Raw genomic sequence first — 16,516 nt, forward strand, 5'->3', positions numbered from 1 at the left:
ACGAATTACTTACGCAGTTCGACGCGACGGTTTTGAGCCCAGGACTGCTCGTCGTTGCCGGTAGCAACTGGACGCTCTTCGCCGTAGGAAACCAGTTCCAGCTGAGCTGGGGAAACACCTTGCAGTACCAGGTAGCGCTGAACGGCTTTCGCACGACGCTCGCCCAGTGCCATGTTGTACTCACGAGTACCACGTTCGTCGGTGTTGCCTTCCAGAACAACGCGAGCGCCGTTTGCTTTCAGGTCTTTGGCGTGAATATCCAGGGAGCGCATGGCTTCTGGCTTCAGGTCCGAGCTGTCGTATTCGAAGTAGAAGGTGGTGATTGCGCGCAGAGCAGCTTCTTCGCTCAGGGAGCCATCAACAGCACCAGTGTTAGCGCCGTAACCAGCGTTTGGATCGACAGCGCCTTGACCGGCATTGTCGCCGCCTTTGGACGAGCAACCTACAGCTACAGCCATGGCCAGAGCCAGCGCAGCAAATTTACCAAACTTCAGCATTTCCATCGTGAAACTCCTAATGAACCCCAGTGTGTTAAGTAAAACGTGTAGCGCCGCGTCAGTTCAGGTAAGGGGACCAGGAAGGTTCTCTGACTTCGCCTTGTGCGGTAGGAAGCGGGAGCCTTACGCGTCCATTAATGGACACGAGCATCAAGACTCCCCGGCCCTGCTGGCGGGTGGCGTAGATTACCATGGTGCCGTTGGGCGCAACAGTAGGCGACTCGTCCAGAGTGCTATCAGTGAGGATTTTTACGCTTCCGCGCTGCAAATCCTGGGCCGCCACCTTGAAATTAGTGAAGCCATCCTGGCGGTGAATCATCACCAGGGTCTTTTCATCAGCCGAAAGCTTAGGGTTGGCGTTGTAGTTACCAATGAAGGTCACACGTTCCGCACCGCCCCCACCGACGCTGGTTTTGTAGATTTGTGGCTTGCCGCCACGGTCGGAGGTGAAGTAGATGGTCGAACCATCCTTACCCCAGAACGGTTCGGTATTGATGCCGGGACCGTTGGTGACGCGAGTGATCTGACGCGAACCCAGGTTCATCACATAGATGTCCGGGTTGCCGTCTTTCGACAGTACGAATGCCAGGCGATTGCCATCCGGCGACCAGGCTGGCGCGCCATTCAGGCCTTCGAAGTTGGTGATCTGCTCACGGCGACCGGTGTCGATGTTCTGCATGAAGATACGCGGACGCTTCTGCTCGAACGATACATAGGCGATGCGCTTGCCGTCCGGTGCGAAACGCGGCGACAGGATTGGCTCGCGCGATTGCAGCAGGGTCACGGCGCGGGCACCGTCATAGTCCGAACGTTGCAGCGTGTAGCGCGTGTTCTTCTCAGAGAAACGCTCGGCTGTCACGTACAGCAGGCGTGTCGAGAACGCACCTTTAATACCGGTGAGTTTTTCGAACGACTGGTCAGCGATGTAGTGCGCCATGTCGCGCAGTTGATCGACGCTGCCCGACACGCTGCCGGTCAGCACTTGCTGCTCGGTGGCGACGTTGAACAATGCGTACTGAACCTGCAGGCGACCGCCCGCCGGAACAATGCTGCCGACCATGATGTACTGGGCGCTGATCGCCTTCCAGTCACGGAAAATGATTTCGCTGGCCTGGCTCGGCTGGCTGATCATCTGCTGCTTTGGAATCGGCGAGTAATAGCCCGAGTTGCGCAGGTCATTGCCAATGATTTCGGCCATGTCGTCCGGCAGCACAGTGCCGCCCTGGAAACCGAACGGCACTACCGCAATCGGGGTAGCCCGATCACTGCCGCTGGTGACCAGAATGTTTTTTTCGTCTGCTACCGCCATCCCTGCCAGGCAGCAGATAACGACAAGCATTCCTCGAAGAAGGTTTCTCACAAGGCTAGATCCTCAGGTGTGAATGTCATCTTGAATGAACGATACGGAGCAAAATCGCTCGGCTTCATTCCCTGCATTTCTGTCAAACGTCCAATATTCTTCACCGCTGCCACAGCCGACGAGTCGAACGGACCATCGCCACTGGACTTGGCAATACTGACCGAAGTCACCGTACCGTCCGGCAACATGCCGATTTGCAACACGACCGTCATGCCTTTGCGTGCCGAAGGAGGACGAGCCCAGCCTTCTGCTGCACGAGCACGAATCAAATCATCGAAACTGCCGGCGACTTCGTCACCCTGCTCATCGGCCAACGCCTGCTGACGCTGCGGCGTGTCGGAAAGCAAATCTGCCAAGGCCTGGGCCTTTTTATCTTCGGTAGATTTACGTGCCGCATCCTGCGATTTCTTCTTCGCAGCATCGGCAGCAGCTTTCTTCTTCGCTTCGTCGGCGACTTTCTTCTTCGCCTCTTCAGCTTCAGCTTTCTTCTTGGCGTCGTCCGCGGCTTTCTTCTTCGCGTCTTCGACGATCTTTTTCTTCGCTTCTTCAGCGGCCGCTTTCTTGGCCTCTTCTTCAGCAGCCTTCTTGGCTTCTTCTTCAGACTTCTTCTTGGCTATATCAGCCAATTGTTTCTCTTCGACCTTCTTGGCTTCGGCGGTCTTCTTCGCTTCGTCGGCTTTTTTGGCTTCATCAGCCTTTTTCGCTTCCTCAGACTTCTTCGACTCGTCGGCCTTTTTGGCTTCCTCGGCTTTTTGAGCCGCTTCTTCTTTCTTTTGTTCCGCAGCCTTCACCGCTTCCTGCTCGACCTTCTTTTGTTCCATCTGTTCGACTTCGGTCTGACGCGCAGCAGATTTCTGCGCTTCACCCGCAATCTTCTGATTGGTCTGGGTGGTCGCCCGACTTTTCGATTTCAGCTGGTACAGGGTCGCCTGGACAATCGGCTTGGCCGGCGGCAACTCAGGCGTCATGGCGAAACTGACGAACAGCATGCCGAAAACCAGCACGTGCAAGCCAATCGCCCAGACACTAGGCCAGAAGTAGCTTTCCGAGGCTGTTGGCTCTCGTTGTTGCTGCATCAGGGCGCCTCGGTAATCAAGCCAACATTACCGACTCCGGCCTTCTGCAACCCGCCCATGGCGCCCATGACCGAACCGTAGTCGACGGTCTTGTCGCCACGAATGAAGACTTGGGTGTGCTTGCCGTTTTCGTTGCCGGCGCTGATGATTTTGGTCACTGCGCTGGTCATCTGCGGCAAGGTCATGGCCTTGTCCTGCTGCTTATCGGTGTCGACTTCGCTGCCAAGGTTCCAGTAGTAGGTCTTGTCAGCCTTGATCGAAATGGTCAGGACCTGGGTGTTGTTGTCCTGCGGCAAGGCTTCGCTGGAAACCTTGGGCAGATCAACTTTCACGCCCTGATTGAGCATCGGCGCGGTCACCATGAAGATGACCAGCAGTACCAACATCACGTCGATGTAAGGCACTACGTTCATCTCGGCAACCGGCTTGCGCTTTTTGCGAGCTCGAGCGATTAAAGCCATTGGAAATTACCTGCTTATTCTTCGCTGGTGTGCACTTTGCGGTGCAGGATCGCCTGGAATTCATCGGCGAAGGTGTAGTAGCGGCTCAGCAGGGTTTCGCTGCGAGCAGCAAAACGGTTGTAAGCAATTACCGCTGGGATAGCTGCAAACAGGCCGATGGCGGTGGCCACCAGTGCTTCGGCGATACCCGGGGCCACGGTGGCCAGGGTCGCCTGCTGGGCAGTTGCCAGGCCACGGAAGGAGTTCATGATGCCCCAGACCGTGCCGAACAGACCGATGTACGGGCTGACCGAACCGACGGTGGCGAGGAACGGCAGGCTCTGCTCGAGCTTTTCTTCTTCGCGGGAAATGGCCACGCGCATGGCACGGGCCACGCCTTCCATGACCGCTTCCGGGTCAACGCCTGGCTGCTGGCGCAGACGGGAGAATTCCTTGAAGCCGGCACGAAAGATTTGCTCGACGCCCGAATCCGGATCAGGGTTGCTGCCGGCCTGACGGTAGAGCTTGGACAAATCGATACCCGACCAGAAGCGCTCTTCAAAGCTCTCCAGGGCACGTCGACCAGCGCGTATCAGATTGCTGCGCTGAAAGATCATGATCCATGAGGTCACCGATGCGGCTACCAGAATCAGCATTACCAACTGCACCACGACGCTGGCATTGCTGACCAGGCTCCACATGGAGGAATGGTCGACGACGTTAGCTTCCACGCTTTATCTCCTGCTTTGAGTGTGTACCCGCGCCGCTCTCGCCGGCAAAGGCCGCACGTAGAGCTTCGGGAATGGCCCGGGGTTTCAAACTATTAGTGCGCACACAGGCCACCAAAAACTGCCCTTCGCAGAGCAGCACATTATCCGTAGCCCGCCTGACCTGCTGTTTAAAGCGCAGGCTGACACGGTTCAATTCGATTACTTCAGCGCTTACCAACAGCTCGTCGTCCAGTCGCGCCGGCGCGTGGTAACGCGCTTCGCTGGAATGCACGACGAACAACAGGTCCTCCCCTGCCAGCGCCGATTGGGCAAAGCCCAGATCCCGGAGCCGCTCGGTTCGAGCCCGTTCCATAAACTTGAGGTAATTAACGTAATACACAATGCCGCCCGCATCGGTGTCCTCGTAATAAACGCGACAACGATGTGCGAACGGCTCAAGCCCGTTTTGCGCGCGCATACTCTAGTGCTTACTCCTCAGGTTGCCAATCCGGCGAGGCAACTGTTTTTCATTGTTGCGGGGCTTTCGAGTGAAAGATTCGTCATCTGAGCCCCTAGGACCACACAAACCTTCAATCGATCAGCCTGCAAACGTTAATTAATCGTCCACTGCATCGAGAAACTCGTCTACCACGGGCATCTCACCCAATCGTGACGGAATGTTTAAACCGAAATGCAGATACGCGTGCCGGGTCACCACCCGCCCACGCGGTGTTCGCATGATGTAGCCCTGCTGGATCAGGTACGGTTCCAGCACGTCTTCAATGGTGTGGCGCTCTTCACTGATGGCCGCCGCCAGGCTGTCGACCCCGACCGGCCCCCCGTCGAACTTCTCGATCATGGTCAACAGCAGGCGTCGATCCTGGTGATCGAAGCCACGTTCGTCGACATCCAGCAGGTTCAGGGCCAGGTCGGCAATCGGCTTGGTGATGTGGCCCTTGGCCCGAACTTCGGCGAAATCCCGCACCCGACGCAGCAAACGGTTGGCGATTCGCGGGGTGCCACGGGCGCGGCGAGCGATTTCGAAGGCGCCCTCCGGGTCCAGCGGCAAGCCAAGGATGTTCGCCGAACGGCTGACAATCGTCGCCAGGTCCGCAGTGCTGTAGAACTCCAGACGCTGGACGATCCCGAAACGGTCACGCAATGGGTTGGTCAGCATGCCGGCACGGGTAGTTGCACCGACCAGGGTGAACGGCGGCAGATCAAGCTTGATCGAACGCGCGGCCGGCCCTTCGCCGATCATGATGTCGAGCTGGAAATCTTCCATCGCCGGGTACAGCACTTCCTCGACGATCGGCGACAGCCGATGAATTTCATCGATGAACAGCACGTCGTGAGGCTCAAGGTTGGTCAGCAGCGCGGCGAGGTCACCCGGGCGCTCAAGTACCGGGCCCGAGGTGCTTTTGATCGACACGCCCATTTCCTGGGCGATGATGTTGGCCAGCGTGGTTTTACCCAGGCCCGGCGGGCCGAAGATCAGTGTGTGATCCAGGGATTCGTTGCGACCACGGGCAGCCTGGATGAACAACTCCATTTGCTCTCGAACCGTCGGCTGGCCAATGTATTCGGCCAGGCTAAGGGGACGAATCGCGCGGTCCTGGACTTCCTCGCGGTCACGGGGGCCAGGTGTGGCGGCGATCAGACGATCAGCTTCAATCACTTAAATCATTCCCTTCAGGGCACGACGAATCATGTCTTCACTGCTCAAACCTTTCTCCTTGATCGCGGAAATCGCCTTGCTGGCCTCCTGCGGCTTGTAGCCCAGGGAAATCAGCGCGCTGACCGCGTCATTTTCGGCGGTGGCCACCGGGGCCGGCGCATCCGGCCCACCCGGCTGGTTCGGCACCAGGGCGAACATCGCCGGCACGGTTTCCCAGGCCTTGAAGCGGTCCTTGAGTTCCACCAGCAAACGCTCGGCGGTCTTCTTGCCCACGCCCGGCACTTTGGTCAGCGCCGAGGTGTCCTGGGACTGCACGCAACGCACCAGCTCATCGACTTCCAGGCTCGACATCAAGGCCAGGGCCAATTTCGGCCCTACACCATTAAGACGGATCAACTCGCGAAAAAAGTCTCGCTCACGCTTGCCGTAGAAGCCATAGAGTAACTGCGCGTCTTCGCGTACGACCAAATGGGTGTGCAAGGTCAGCGGTTCACCGACCGACGGCAAGCGATACAGCGTGGTCATGGGCACTTCCAGCTCATACCCCAGACCATTTACATCCAGAATCAGGTGCGGCGGCTGTTTCTCAGCCAGGGTGCCGCGCAAGCGTCCAATCACGTTTCAAATCCTTGAGCGTTAGCCAGCCCGAGGCCAGCGACTGACAGAGCAAGGGTTTTACGCCGACGACACAGGCGCAAAAAACCTCATTCCATAAAAAATGATTGCTGATGCTATCAGAGACGCAGGCGCCCGCCACGACTGCGTGCCGTGCCGAGGCCATGAGGCAGCAGGCTGGAACGGGTGTGAGCGTGACAAATGGCGATGGCCAGGGCATCCGAGGCATCGATTTGCGGCTTGCTGGTCAATTTGAGCATGTGCATGACCATCATTTGCACCTGCTCTTTATTCGCCGCGCCGGTCCCGGTCACTGCCTGCTTGACCTGGGTCGCGGTGTATTCCGCAATTTCCAGGCTTTCTTCAGCGCCAGCAACAATGGCAGCACCGCGGGCCTGACCAAGCTTCAGTGCAGAGTCGGCGTTGCGCGCCATAAAGACCTTTTCGATGCCCATGGTCACCGGGCCGTAGGTCTGGATGACTTCCCGCACACCGCGATAGACGATTTGCAGGCGCTCGTGCAACTCGCCGGAGCCCGTGCGAATGCAACCCGACGCCACGTAAACGCAGCCACGCCCGGTATCGCGTACCACGCCATAACCGGTGATGCGCGAACCGGGGTCGATACCAAGAATTAAAGTCATAACGCCTGCGGGTTCAGTAAAAGCACGATATCCAATACACCAAATAAAATGTGGGAGCGAGCCTGCTCGCGAAAGCGGTTTCATATTCAGCAACGATGTTGCCTGAAAATCCGCATTCGCGAGCAAGCTCGCTCCCACATTGGATCTTAGTCGCCCTTAACCCAGCTGTGCGGCAACCGACTCCGGAATGTCCGCGTTGGAATAGACGTTCTGCACGTCATCCAGGTCTTCCAGCATGTCGATCAGCTTGAGGACCTTCTCGGCGCCGTCCAGGTCCAGTTCGGCACTGGTGGTCGGCAGCATGACGATTTCCGCGTCATCGCCTTTGAAACCGGCTGCTTCCAACGCGTTACGCACGGAGTAGAACCCAGCGAACGAGGTGAACACGTCGATCGAGCCGTCTTCGTGGGTGACCACGTCATCGGCATCGGCTTCCATGGCCGCTTCCATCAGCGCGTCTTCATCAACGCCTGGCGCGAAGGAAATCTGCCCCTTGCGTTCGAACAGATAGGCCACCGAACCGTCAGTACCAAGGTTGCCGCCACACTTGCTGAAGGCATGGCGAACAGCGGCTGCCGTGCGGTTACGGTTGTCGGTCATGCACTCGACCATCACCGCCACACCACCCGGGCCGTAGCCTTCGTAGCTGAGTTCGACCATGTCGTCGGTATCGGCTGCACCGGCACCGCGAGCGACCGCGCGATCAATGATGTCGCGGCTCATGTTTGCACCAAGGGCCTTGTCCAGCGCCAGACGCAGACGCGGGTTGGAGCCTGGGTCGCCGCCGCCCTGACGGGCCGCAACGGTCAGCTCACGAATCCACTTGGTGAAAATCTTGCCCTTCTTGGCATCCTGACGTTCTTTGCGGTGCTTGATGTTCGCCCACTTGGAATGACCCGCCATATCTCGCTCCGAATTCTCTTTGAAACATTGCCCGCCGCGCATTGAGCGCCGGCCAGCAACAAAAAAATCTCGACCTATAAAAAAGGCGCATCCCATAAGGATGCGCCTTCAGGGTCAGCCTTACTCAGCCTTCGGCGTTTCGCGCAGACGAATGTGCAGTTCGCGCAATGCCTTGGCATCCACCACACCCGGTGCTTGCGTCATCACGTCGGCAGCACTCTGGGTTTTAGGGAACGCGATCACTTCACGGATCGACTGGGCACCGGTCATCAGCATCACCAAACGGTCCAGACCGAAGGCCAGGCCACCGTGCGGCGGCGCGCCGTATTTCAGGGCGTCGAGCAGGAAGCCGAATTTCTCTTCCTGTTCCGCTTCTTCGATACCCAACAGGCGGAACACCGTCTGCTGCATTTCCTTGCGGTGGATACGGATCGAACCGCCACCCAGCTCGGTGCCGTTCAGGACCATGTCGTAGGCACGGGACAGAGCGGTCGCCGGGTTGGCTTCCAGTTCTTCCGGCGTGCACTTCGGCGCGGTGAACGGGTGGTGCAAGGCACTGAAGCTGCCGTCGTCGTTTTCTTCGAACATCGGGAAGTCGACGACCCACATTGGCGCCCACTTGCAGGTCAGCAGGTTCAGGTCGTTGCCGACCTTGATCCGCAGTGCACCCAGGGCTTCGCTGACGATCTTCGATTTGTCGGCGCCGAAGAACACGATGTCGCCGTCAACTGCGCCAACACGATCAAGGATCACGTTGAGGTTGGCTTCAGGGATGTTCTTGACGATTGGCGACTGCAGGCCTTCAACGCCTTTAGCGCGCTCGTTGACCTTGATGTACGCCAGGCCCTTGGCACCGTAGATGCCGACGAACTTGGTGTAGTCGTCGATCTGCTTGCGCGGCATGCTCGCAGCGCCTGGTACGCGCAGGGCGGCAATGCGGCATTTCGGGTCGTTGGCAGGGCCGCTGAACACCTTGAAGTCGACTTCTTTCAGTTGGTCGGCAACGTCAACCAGTTCCAGCGGGTTACGCAGGTCCGGCTTGTCGGAACCGTAACGGCGCATGGCTTCTTCGAAGGTCATGTGCGGGAAGTCGCCGAATTCCAGATCCAGCACTTCCTTGAACAGGTTGCGGATCATTTGCTCGGTGATGCCCATGATCTCTTTTTCATCGAGGAAGCTGGTCTCGATGTCGATCTGGGTGAATTCCGGCTGGCGGTCAGCCCGCAGGTCTTCGTCACGGAAGCACTTGGCGATCTGGTAGTAACGATCGAAGCCGGCAACCATCAGCAGTTGCTTGAACAACTGTGGCGATTGCGGCAAGGCGAAGAAGGAACCGGCGTGAGTACGGCTCGGCACCAGGTAGTCGCGCGCGCCTTCCGGGGTAGCACGGGTCAGGATCGGCGTCTCGACGTCGAGGAAGCCGTTCTCGTCCAGGAAGCGACGGATGCTTGTAGTCATGCGCGAACGCAGACGCAGCTTCTCGAGCATTTCCGGGCGACGCAGGTCGAGGAAGCGATAGCGCAGGCGGGTTTCTTCGCCAACGTCGGAGAACTCGTTGAGCGGGAACGGCGGGGTTTCCGACTCGTTCAGCACTTCCAGCTCGTAGCCCAGCACTTCGATCATGCCCGACGCCATGTTGGCGTTGGTGGCACCGGCCGGACGCAGGCGAACCTTGCCGGTGATCTTCACGACGTATTCGCTGCGCACGCGATCGGCGGCGGCGAAGCTCTCGGCGCGGTCCGGATCGAATACCACTTGGGCCAGACCGTCACGATCACGGATATCGAGGAAAATCACCCCGCCGTGGTCACGGCGACGGTGTACCCAACCGCAAAGAGTAATTTCCTGGCCTTCCAGGGCTTCGTTCAGCTGGCCGCAATAATGGCTGCGCATCATGGTAGTGGTTTCACTTCTCGTAATCGAAATTCGTTTGGAGGCCTCGCGTACATCCAGCCCTTTATAAAGGTGCCAGATGATGCAAGAACTCACTCGTGTCGTTCAACTCAGGTTCCAGACCTTAGTCAGCTTTGTCGCCGCCGGCCAGATTCTTCTTGGAACCGGTCTTGAAGTCGGTTTCGTACCAGCCGGTGCCACTGAGGCGGAAACCCGGCATGGACAGCATCTTCTTGAGCTCTGGTGCCTGGCACGCAGGGCAGTCGACCAGCGGTGCTGCGCTGATCTTTTGAATGGCTTCCAACTGATGACCACAGGAAGCACATTGATAGTCGTACATCGGCATGGGGGTTGTCTCGGCGATCAGATTGCTACCGCATACGCAGGGTTTTGCGGCAAAGAGCGGGATTATATCCATTAAATGCAGCCTGTGCAGCCGTAAGACTGCACAGACCGACACACCGCCCACTCTGGCCAACCACACAGGTGAGCCAGGTGAGGGGCGCGCACTACTTAAGGCTGTGTACAACGCAGACAACACGAACCAGCCCGGTGAAATTCTTCACCCCGCCGTGACGCAAATGAACCTCGCGGTCCACGTGGGACAACAGGGCACTGATCGAGCAGCAATTGAGCGTGGCCATTTCACTCAGGATTTCCCAATAGACCTGCTCTAGCCGCAGACAGGTCGCAAAACCGTTCAAGCGCACCGATCGGGATAAAGGCCGGGCCAACCCCATATCGAACTCGCTGACGAACGGATCAATTTTTATTGCCTGTTGTTCGCCGAGCCTCCATTCGCCTCGACTTTCTCCATAAACCATACCGTTGACACTCCTTTGCCATCCCTGGTTTCTATAAGAGCAACCTCCTGTGCCTTTATAAAAACGCAGGCGCAAAGTTATATCCAGATGACTTTATGACCATCAACGTAGGATAAGCAGACAACGGAGAGAGGATCATGGACACGGTCCTACGCCAGACCATTTCCTACATGACCCGGCATGTTTTCTTTAACTGACACGGTGTTTTTCTGAGGAAAAAAACGCTGCGCGGACAACGCCGCCCCCGGCGCCATCCGCGCACCGACGTTATTACTGATCCAGCAACGAGCGCAGCATCCACGCTGTTTTCTCATGAACCTGCATACGCTGGGTCAGCAAGTCCGCCGTTGGCTCGTCACTGACTTTGTCCAGCAACGGGAAAATCCCGCGTGCGGTGCGGGTCACCGCTTCCTGGCCGTCGACCAGTTGCTTGATCATGTTTTCGGCAGTGGGTACGCCCTCCTCTTCTTTAATAGAAGACAGACGCGCATAAACCGAATAGGCACCGGGTGCAGGAAAGCCCAAGGCACGGATTCGCTCGGCAATTGAATCGACCGCCAGGGCCAGTTCGGTGTATTGCTCTTCGAACATCAAGTGCAGGGTCCGAAACATCGGCCCCGTGACGTTCCAGTGGAAGTTGTGGGTTTTCAAATACAGCACATAGGTGTCCGAGAGCAGGCGCGACAGCCCGTCGACGATGGACTTGCGATCCGCCTCACTGATACCGATATCAATTGCCATGTTTACCCCCTAAAGGTGATGAAATTCATCGAACAAGTGCAGGACCACTGTAGCAAGGCGATGGACCCACCGCTGCTTTGCAGGGCCGACAGGCCTGCGACAAATCGACCGTGGGGGCACCGCCGGACTCCCTGATTTGAGTAGCCGCAGCCTTTGCTGTTAAATAGGCAGTGTGTCGCCATGTCCCTATTTTTCGGGGTGTCGCGCATAGGCTGGTACCGGGTGCGTGTCCACCGCCTCTTATTGTTCTGAAGCGAACCGTGCTCAATCAGCTCTTCCTTGTGATCCGTCTTAACGTGAGTCAATCAAAATGTTGAAAATCGTCCACCTGCTAATGGGCGCAGCAGCCTTGCTGCTGTCCTTCATCCCTAGCCTGCGATCCGAAGCCGTACCTTACCTGCAACAACCCGATGCGCTTTACCTGGCCTTTTTCGGCCTGCTCAACCTGACCCTCGCTCCGGTTATTCCTTACTGGAACAAAGGTCCTCGCCATCAACTGCAAAACCTGGTCAGCGCCCTGCTGGTCCTGGCTGTCGTATTGCAAACCCTGACGTTGATCGCACCGATGCCGGTTATCGCCGGTCAACCTGCGGTGCTGTTCAGTCTGGTCATTACCCTGGTCGCTGTGCTCCTGCACCTGGCAATCAGCTTCTACAAATCGTCACCGGCCGCCTCTTCGCCAAGCTATGACATGAGCAACCGCGATACCGGCACCGTCAAGTGGTTCAACACCTCCAAAGGCTTCGGCTTTATTTCCCGCGACTCCGGCGATGATATTTTCGTGCACTTCCGGGCCATTCGTGGCGAAGGTCACCGCGTCCTGGTCGAAGGCCAGCGCGTGGAGTTCTCCGTGATGAATCGCGACAAAGGCCTGCAAGCCGAAGATGTGATTGCCGCATTGCCCCGTCGCTGATTCCAGGCGATAAAAAAACCGCGAGCAGCCTGGCTGTTCGCGGTTTTTTATTGCGTCGACTTTTAGCCGGTGAACTCAATGCCGGCGAAATCAATGCCTTTGAGTCAGTAGTGCGGCGGGGGCGCCTCTTCTTCGGAGGATTCGAACTGGCCGACCATTTCCTCCTGACGCCGCAGCAGAGCAGCCATTTGCAGTTGCAGGCGTTCGACCACCCGTTGTTGCGTGACCAGGATATCGTTCAATGACTGAATGGTGTCGTCCTGGAACGCCAATTGGCTTTCCAGGTCGTTGACGCGCTCTTCCAGGCTCATGTGTCAGCCCTCCAGAAACGTGAATTTGTCGGTCAAGACCAGACGCAGTCGTTCGCGAATGACCGCGACCTGTTCGTCACTGTAGGGCTTGGCCGGGTGCTTGCCCCAGACCGGGGCTGGCCACGCCGCGTCTTCACGCTTACGCACGATCACATGCATATGCAGCTGACTGACAACGTTACCCAGCGCGGCAACGTTCAGCTTGTCGGCGTCGAACGAGTCCTTGAGCATCTCTGCCAGGGCGGTGGTTTCCTGCCAGAGCTGCTGTTGATCTGCGACATCTAACTGAAACAACTCGCTGATATCCTCGCGGCGTGGCACCAGGATGAACCAGGGGTAGTTCGAATCGTTGGACAAGAGCAACCGGCAGAGTGGGAAATCCCCGATCGGTAAGGTGTCTTGTTGAAGTCGTGGATCTAAAGCGAACACTGTGCGCACTCCCGCCGGTTTCATCATTTTCAGCTTAGCGCCCCTCATCTGAGGCTGCGCGCCAAGCGACAGGACGGCAGCATACCTGCGAATGCCCCGGGCTTCACGACGAACCGTACTCATAGCCAGACCGGTCCATTCAGCAACGCGGGACGAGCGCCCCGACATGAGACATTTTTCACTGGAGCGCACCATTACAGAACCGATACCCACAAAAAAAACGCTGGAATGACCCACTGATAACCGTACGTTTTCATGCCCTAAACGTGCGCACTGTGTGAATTCGGTACAGCGATTAAAATTTTTTGCACCAAAACCGCACAGCGCGTCTACGCTGAGTGCGTCAGGTTGCGCCAATTACTCACTTTTGGTGTGAACCGGTAACGTTTTTTGTGGTCGCTCGACGAGCACGATGTGGCAACACCATGCAAACCATGGCGTCAAGTGCAAACAAAACGGACTTGAACCCCCCGGTTTTATGAGGTTTTTACAGCAGCAAGCAGGCCTACAGAAAAAAACAGGTGCGAATTGCTGATTTGAGCACGCTTGTTGCATTCACACCCATATCGCCTATAAGCGCCCCGCTGGAAGTGGGAACCTTAAGGCAAATAAAAACAGTGGCAGGGTTGCCCGATGGAGATTCAAACGTTTCACCAGGGACTCTTTTTACCGATGCTCAAACCCAGAAAAACAACGCTAAAGTTGTCAATCCGGTTGCGTCGGGGCAGTGAATTTGCGACATCTACCAAGCCGTTTGCGACAGGGTCGTAAAGAAGCTGAAAGGTTAGATACGCAAGTATCGCCAACATTGTCGGCGTGATATAAGTTTGCGCCGACACAAAAAGAAAGAGCCGCCCAGATAATAAAACAGGTGGGACGGCAGTACTCTTCTAAAACCAAAGGAGCAAATCACGATGCGCGTGATGAAGTGGAGCATGATCGCACTGGCAGTTGCAGCAGGCACCTCGCAGTTCGCAATGGCGTCCTCTCAGGATGATTCCAAAGGCTTCCTGGAAGACCAGAGTCTGAAACTGAAGACTCGTATGGAATACATGAACCGCGATTACAAAAACGGTGCAGGCAACAGCTCTTCCGGTACCGCTGGCTATCGTCAGGACACCGGTGTCAGCCAACTGCTGACCTACGAGTCGGGCTTCACTCAAGGCACCGTAGGCTTCGGTCTCGATGCCATGGCAATGGGTTCGGTCAAACTGGACGGCGGCTCGGGCCACCGCGGTAACGGCCTGTTCGCCAGCGACAGCGACGGCAACCCGGAAAAATCCCAGGGCAAAATCGGCGGCGCAGTTAAATTCCGCGTTTCCGACACCACTCTGAAATACGGCCAGCAGTTCGTGGCCAGCCCGGTTTTCGCCACCGATGACAGCCGACTGCTGCCAGAAGTCGCGACCGGTACCCTGATCACTTCCAAAGAGATCAAGGGTCTGGAACTGAGCGCCGGTCGTTTCACCGCGCTGAGCAAGCAAACCGGTATGGGCCGTGACAGCATCGGCGGTCTGCCTGATGAAAATGGCTTTGGCGGCAAAGGCCTGACCAACATCAACATCTTCGGTGCCAGCTACGCCTTCACCGACAACTTCACCGGTGCGCTGGCTGCCTCCGACGCTGATGAGTACTTCAAGAAGTACTACATCAACCTGAACTACACCCTGCCAATCAACGACGAACAGTCGCTGAACTTCGACCTGAACGGTTACAAGACCAAAGGCGACAAGCGCGGTGATCTGGTTGACGCCATCGGCGACGGCACCCTCGGTGTAGACAACAACCTGTGGTCCCTGGCCGCTGCCTATAGCCTGGGCGCGCACAAGTTCACCGTTGCCTACCAGCAGTCGAGCGGCGACAACGCTTACTACTATGGCGTTGACGGTAACAGCACAATCTTCGTAGCCAACTCCATCCAGATCTCCGACTTCGTCGGCCGCGAAGAGAAATCCTGGCAGGCTCGTTACGACCTGAACATGAAAACCTACGGCGTACCTGGCCTGAGCTTCATGACCCGTTACGTAATGGGTGACAACATCGAGACCAACGGTCTGGGTGAAGGTAAAGAGAACGAGTGGAACGCCGAATCCAAATACGTGATTCAGGAAGGTCCAGCCAAGGATCTGTCGTTCCGTCTGCGTTATGCCATGTACCGCTCCAACGGCGCGTACAGCGGCTACTCGTCTGACAACAACGACACCCGTCTGATCGTTGAGTACCCACTGAACATCCTCTAATCCGGATGCACAGCTGACGTACTGTAGAGCTCTGCTCTAACAAGAACCGCTCACCTGATTCAGGTGAGCGGTTTTTTTATGCCCGACTTACTTATGCCAGGCAACTTACTTCCAAACAACAAAGATTAGCCAGCTATCTATTAGCCAGCAATCTTTTAACACAGACATAAAAAAACCCAAGAGTGCGAACAGCTCCTGGGTTTTCATTAGTTAACTGACCGCAAGGCCAGGTATCAAAGTTGTTACTGAACAGCGCTTTCCTGAACCACACGAATAACCCGCTGTGGCAACGGAATATTAATACCAGCGGCCTTCAAACGATTGCGGGATTGTTCGTTGAACAGGAACATCACATCCCAGTAGTCCGCGGTCTTGACCCAAACACGCAGCGAAACAGTAATCGAACTGTCGCCGAGGGTCGAAATAACAGCCTGCGGTGCAGGCTCGGTCATGATTCGCTCGTCTTTAGCCAGTTCCAGCAACACCTCACGGGCCTTCTGCAAGTCCGCTTCGTAGTCCACGCCTACATCGAACACGACTTTACGAGTCGGCTGACGGTTGGTATTGGTGATAATGCCGTTGGACAGTACACCGTTAGGCACGATGACGGTCTTGTTGTCGCCCGTACGCAGGATCGTATGAAAGATCTGAATGCTGTCGACAGTACCTGCTGTGCCTTGAGCCTCGATCCAGTCACCAATGCGGAACGGACGGAACAACAGAATCAATACGCCGCCAGCGAAGTTCGCCAAGCTGCCCTGCAAAGCCAGACCGATGGCCAGGCCGGCCGCACCGATAGCTGCCACGAACGAGGTGGTTTCAACACCGATCATTGAGGCGACGCTAACAATCAGCAGTACTTTGAGAATGATGTTGGCCAGGCTGCTGATGAAGCCCTGCAACGCCAGGTCAGCGTTACGCAGTGCCAGCAAACCGCCGAGTTTTTGCGTGAGCTTGTTGATCAGCCACCAGCCGATGGCCAGGGTAATCACTGCCAGCAACACGCGGCTGCCGTATTCCATGATCATCGGAATCCAGGCTTGAGACGCCTTGACCAGATTGTCCACTTCAGTATTCAAGTCCATCTACTTTCTCCTGATTTCCGGCCATCCGGCACGCGAAAAATAAGCGGCAGAAAAAACCCGCCGAGTTAAGCACTATCAAGGTGGAAGCGGGCTTGCTCCGGGCGGCGTTCCGACGAACGCGGTGTGTCATTCAACAGTGATGTTGACTGATACGGCC

At 56.8% G+C, this 16,516-nt stretch carries 19 protein-coding genes; 2 read left to right on the forward strand and 17 right to left on the reverse strand.

Annotation, left to right across the window (positions count from 1 at the left end):
- Positions 1-5: 5 nt before the first annotated feature.
- The 14 genes from pal to JFT87_RS26360 all read right to left on the reverse strand — a co-directional run bounded on the left by pal (position 6) and on the right by JFT87_RS26360 (position 11,381).
- Complete coding sequence (gene pal, locus JFT87_RS26295; protein WP_201206155.1) at positions 6-503, reverse strand: peptidoglycan-associated lipoprotein Pal; 498 nt, start codon at positions 501-503, stop codon at positions 6-8.
- Positions 504-555: 52 nt separating this feature from the next.
- A complete protein-coding gene (gene tolB, locus JFT87_RS26300) occupies positions 556-1,806 on the reverse strand; it encodes a Tol-Pal system beta propeller repeat protein TolB (RefSeq protein WP_416195313.1) in 1,251 nt (416 codons plus the stop codon).
- A 47-nt stretch (positions 1,807-1,853) separates the two neighbouring features.
- Entirely contained in the window at positions 1,854-2,933 is a 1,080-nt protein-coding gene (gene tolA / locus JFT87_RS26305) for a cell envelope integrity protein TolA (RefSeq protein WP_201206160.1), read from the reverse strand.
- On the reverse strand, positions 2,933-3,385 hold the full coding sequence (gene tolR, locus JFT87_RS26310) for a protein TolR (protein ID WP_201206765.1): 453 nt from the start codon (positions 3,383-3,385) through the stop codon (positions 2,933-2,935). Before tolR ends, tolA begins: the two co-directional genes overlap by 1 nt.
- A gap of 23 nt (positions 3,386-3,408) precedes the next feature.
- A complete protein-coding gene (tolQ, locus tag JFT87_RS26315; RefSeq protein WP_201194068.1) occupies positions 3,409-4,104 on the reverse strand; it encodes a protein TolQ in 696 nt (231 codons plus the stop codon).
- Positions 4,094-4,561 (reverse strand): tol-pal system-associated acyl-CoA thioesterase, encoded by a 468-nt coding sequence (gene ybgC / locus JFT87_RS26320; protein ID WP_201194070.1) that lies wholly within the window; start codon positions 4,559-4,561, stop codon positions 4,094-4,096. Before ybgC ends, tolQ begins: the two co-directional genes overlap by 11 nt.
- A gap of 138 nt (positions 4,562-4,699) precedes the next feature.
- Positions 4,700-5,761 (reverse strand): Holliday junction branch migration DNA helicase RuvB, encoded by a 1,062-nt coding sequence (gene ruvB, locus JFT87_RS26325; RefSeq protein WP_201194072.1) that lies wholly within the window; start codon positions 5,759-5,761, stop codon positions 4,700-4,702.
- Complete coding sequence (ruvA, locus tag JFT87_RS26330; protein WP_090187430.1) at positions 5,762-6,379, reverse strand: Holliday junction branch migration protein RuvA; 618 nt, start codon at positions 6,377-6,379, stop codon at positions 5,762-5,764.
- A gap of 116 nt (positions 6,380-6,495) precedes the next feature.
- The gene (gene ruvC / locus JFT87_RS26335) at positions 6,496-7,020 is read right to left on the reverse strand and encodes a crossover junction endodeoxyribonuclease RuvC (RefSeq protein WP_008147379.1); all 525 of its coding nucleotides are present in this window, start codon (positions 7,018-7,020) and stop codon (positions 6,496-6,498) included.
- A 156-nt stretch (positions 7,021-7,176) separates the two neighbouring features.
- Positions 7,177-7,923 carry a YebC/PmpR family DNA-binding transcriptional regulator gene (locus tag JFT87_RS26340; RefSeq protein ID WP_046049662.1) on the reverse strand — a complete coding sequence of 249 codons (747 nt, stop codon included), beginning with the start codon at positions 7,921-7,923 and terminating at the stop codon, positions 7,177-7,179.
- A 120-nt stretch (positions 7,924-8,043) separates the two neighbouring features.
- The gene (aspS, locus tag JFT87_RS26345; RefSeq protein ID WP_201206162.1) at positions 8,044-9,819 is read right to left on the reverse strand and encodes an aspartate--tRNA ligase; all 1,776 of its coding nucleotides are present in this window, start codon (positions 9,817-9,819) and stop codon (positions 8,044-8,046) included.
- A 121-nt stretch (positions 9,820-9,940) separates the two neighbouring features.
- Positions 9,941-10,162: an FmdB family zinc ribbon protein gene (locus tag JFT87_RS26350; RefSeq protein WP_010457489.1), complete on the reverse strand. Its 222-nt coding sequence runs from the start codon at positions 10,160-10,162 to the stop codon at positions 9,941-9,943.
- Between the two features lie 163 nt (positions 10,163-10,325).
- Positions 10,326-10,640 carry a ribbon-helix-helix domain-containing protein gene (locus JFT87_RS26355; RefSeq protein WP_201206164.1) on the reverse strand — a complete coding sequence of 105 codons (315 nt, stop codon included), beginning with the start codon at positions 10,638-10,640 and terminating at the stop codon, positions 10,326-10,328.
- 270 nt (positions 10,641-10,910) lie between these two features.
- On the reverse strand, positions 10,911-11,381 hold the full coding sequence (locus tag JFT87_RS26360; protein ID WP_201206166.1) for a Dps family protein: 471 nt from the start codon (positions 11,379-11,381) through the stop codon (positions 10,911-10,913).
- Between the two features lie 310 nt (positions 11,382-11,691).
- Here JFT87_RS26360 and JFT87_RS28625 point away from each other — a divergent pair, with 310 nt between their 5' ends.
- Positions 11,692-12,294 (forward strand): cold-shock protein, encoded by a 603-nt coding sequence (locus JFT87_RS28625; protein WP_201206169.1) that lies wholly within the window; start codon positions 11,692-11,694, stop codon positions 12,292-12,294.
- Positions 12,295-12,398: 104 nt separating this feature from the next.
- On the opposite strand, the gene JFT87_RS26370 is transcribed toward JFT87_RS28625, so the two are convergent.
- Entirely contained in the window at positions 12,399-12,605 is a 207-nt protein-coding gene (locus JFT87_RS26370; RefSeq protein WP_123598145.1) for a SlyX family protein, read from the reverse strand.
- Between the two features lie 3 nt (positions 12,606-12,608).
- Positions 12,609-13,034 carry an HIT family protein gene (locus JFT87_RS26375; protein ID WP_201194079.1) on the reverse strand — a complete coding sequence of 142 codons (426 nt, stop codon included), beginning with the start codon at positions 13,032-13,034 and terminating at the stop codon, positions 12,609-12,611.
- A 914-nt stretch (positions 13,035-13,948) separates the two neighbouring features.
- On the opposite strand from JFT87_RS26375, the gene JFT87_RS26380 reads away from it, so the two are divergent.
- Positions 13,949-15,274, forward strand: a complete 1,326-nt coding sequence (locus JFT87_RS26380; protein WP_201206171.1) for an OprD family porin — start codon at positions 13,949-13,951, stop codon at positions 15,272-15,274.
- 242 nt (positions 15,275-15,516) lie between these two features.
- Here the strand turns inward: JFT87_RS26380 and JFT87_RS26385 are convergent, their stop codons facing one another.
- Complete coding sequence (locus JFT87_RS26385) at positions 15,517-16,359, reverse strand: mechanosensitive ion channel family protein (RefSeq protein WP_201206173.1); 843 nt, start codon at positions 16,357-16,359, stop codon at positions 15,517-15,519.
- Between the last annotated feature and the right edge of the window lie 157 nt (positions 16,360-16,516).

The organism is Pseudomonas sp. TH15, from assembly GCF_016651105.1.
GTDB lineage: Bacteria > Pseudomonadota > Gammaproteobacteria > Pseudomonadales > Pseudomonadaceae > Aquipseudomonas.

Coding starts and splice junctions, on each gene's coding strand:
- pal (WP_201206155.1), bottom strand. CDS start 503: ATGGAAATGCTGAAGTTTGGTAAATTTGCTGCGCTGGCTCTGGCCATG.
- tolB (WP_416195313.1), bottom strand. CDS start 1,806: ATGGCGGTAGCAGACGAAAAAAACATTCTGGTCACCAGCGGCAGTGAT.
- tolA (WP_201206160.1), bottom strand. CDS start 2,933: ATGCAGCAACAACGAGAGCCAACAGCCTCGGAAAGCTACTTCTGGCCT.
- ybgC (WP_201194070.1), bottom strand. CDS start 4,561: ATGCGCGCGCAAAACGGGCTTGAGCCGTTCGCACATCGTTGTCGCGTT.
- ruvC (WP_008147379.1), bottom strand. CDS start 7,020: ATGACTTTAATTCTTGGTATCGACCCCGGTTCGCGCATCACCGGTTAT.
- JFT87_RS26340 (WP_046049662.1), bottom strand. CDS start 7,923: ATGGCGGGTCATTCCAAGTGGGCGAACATCAAGCACCGCAAAGAACGT.
- aspS (WP_201206162.1), bottom strand. CDS start 9,819: ATGATGCGCAGCCATTATTGCGGCCAGCTGAACGAAGCCCTGGAAGGC.
- JFT87_RS26350 (WP_010457489.1), bottom strand. CDS start 10,162: ATGCCGATGTACGACTATCAATGTGCTTCCTGTGGTCATCAGTTGGAA.
- JFT87_RS26355 (WP_201206164.1), bottom strand. CDS start 10,640: ATGGTTTATGGAGAAAGTCGAGGCGAATGGAGGCTCGGCGAACAACAG.
- JFT87_RS26360 (WP_201206166.1), bottom strand. CDS start 11,381: ATGGCAATTGATATCGGTATCAGTGAGGCGGATCGCAAGTCCATCGTC.
- JFT87_RS28625 (WP_201206169.1), top strand. CDS start 11,692: ATGTTGAAAATCGTCCACCTGCTAATGGGCGCAGCAGCCTTGCTGCTG.
- JFT87_RS26370 (WP_123598145.1), bottom strand. CDS start 12,605: ATGAGCCTGGAAGAGCGCGTCAACGACCTGGAAAGCCAATTGGCGTTC.
- JFT87_RS26380 (WP_201206171.1), top strand. CDS start 13,949: ATGCGCGTGATGAAGTGGAGCATGATCGCACTGGCAGTTGCAGCAGGC.
- JFT87_RS26385 (WP_201206173.1), bottom strand. CDS start 16,359: ATGGACTTGAATACTGAAGTGGACAATCTGGTCAAGGCGTCTCAAGCC.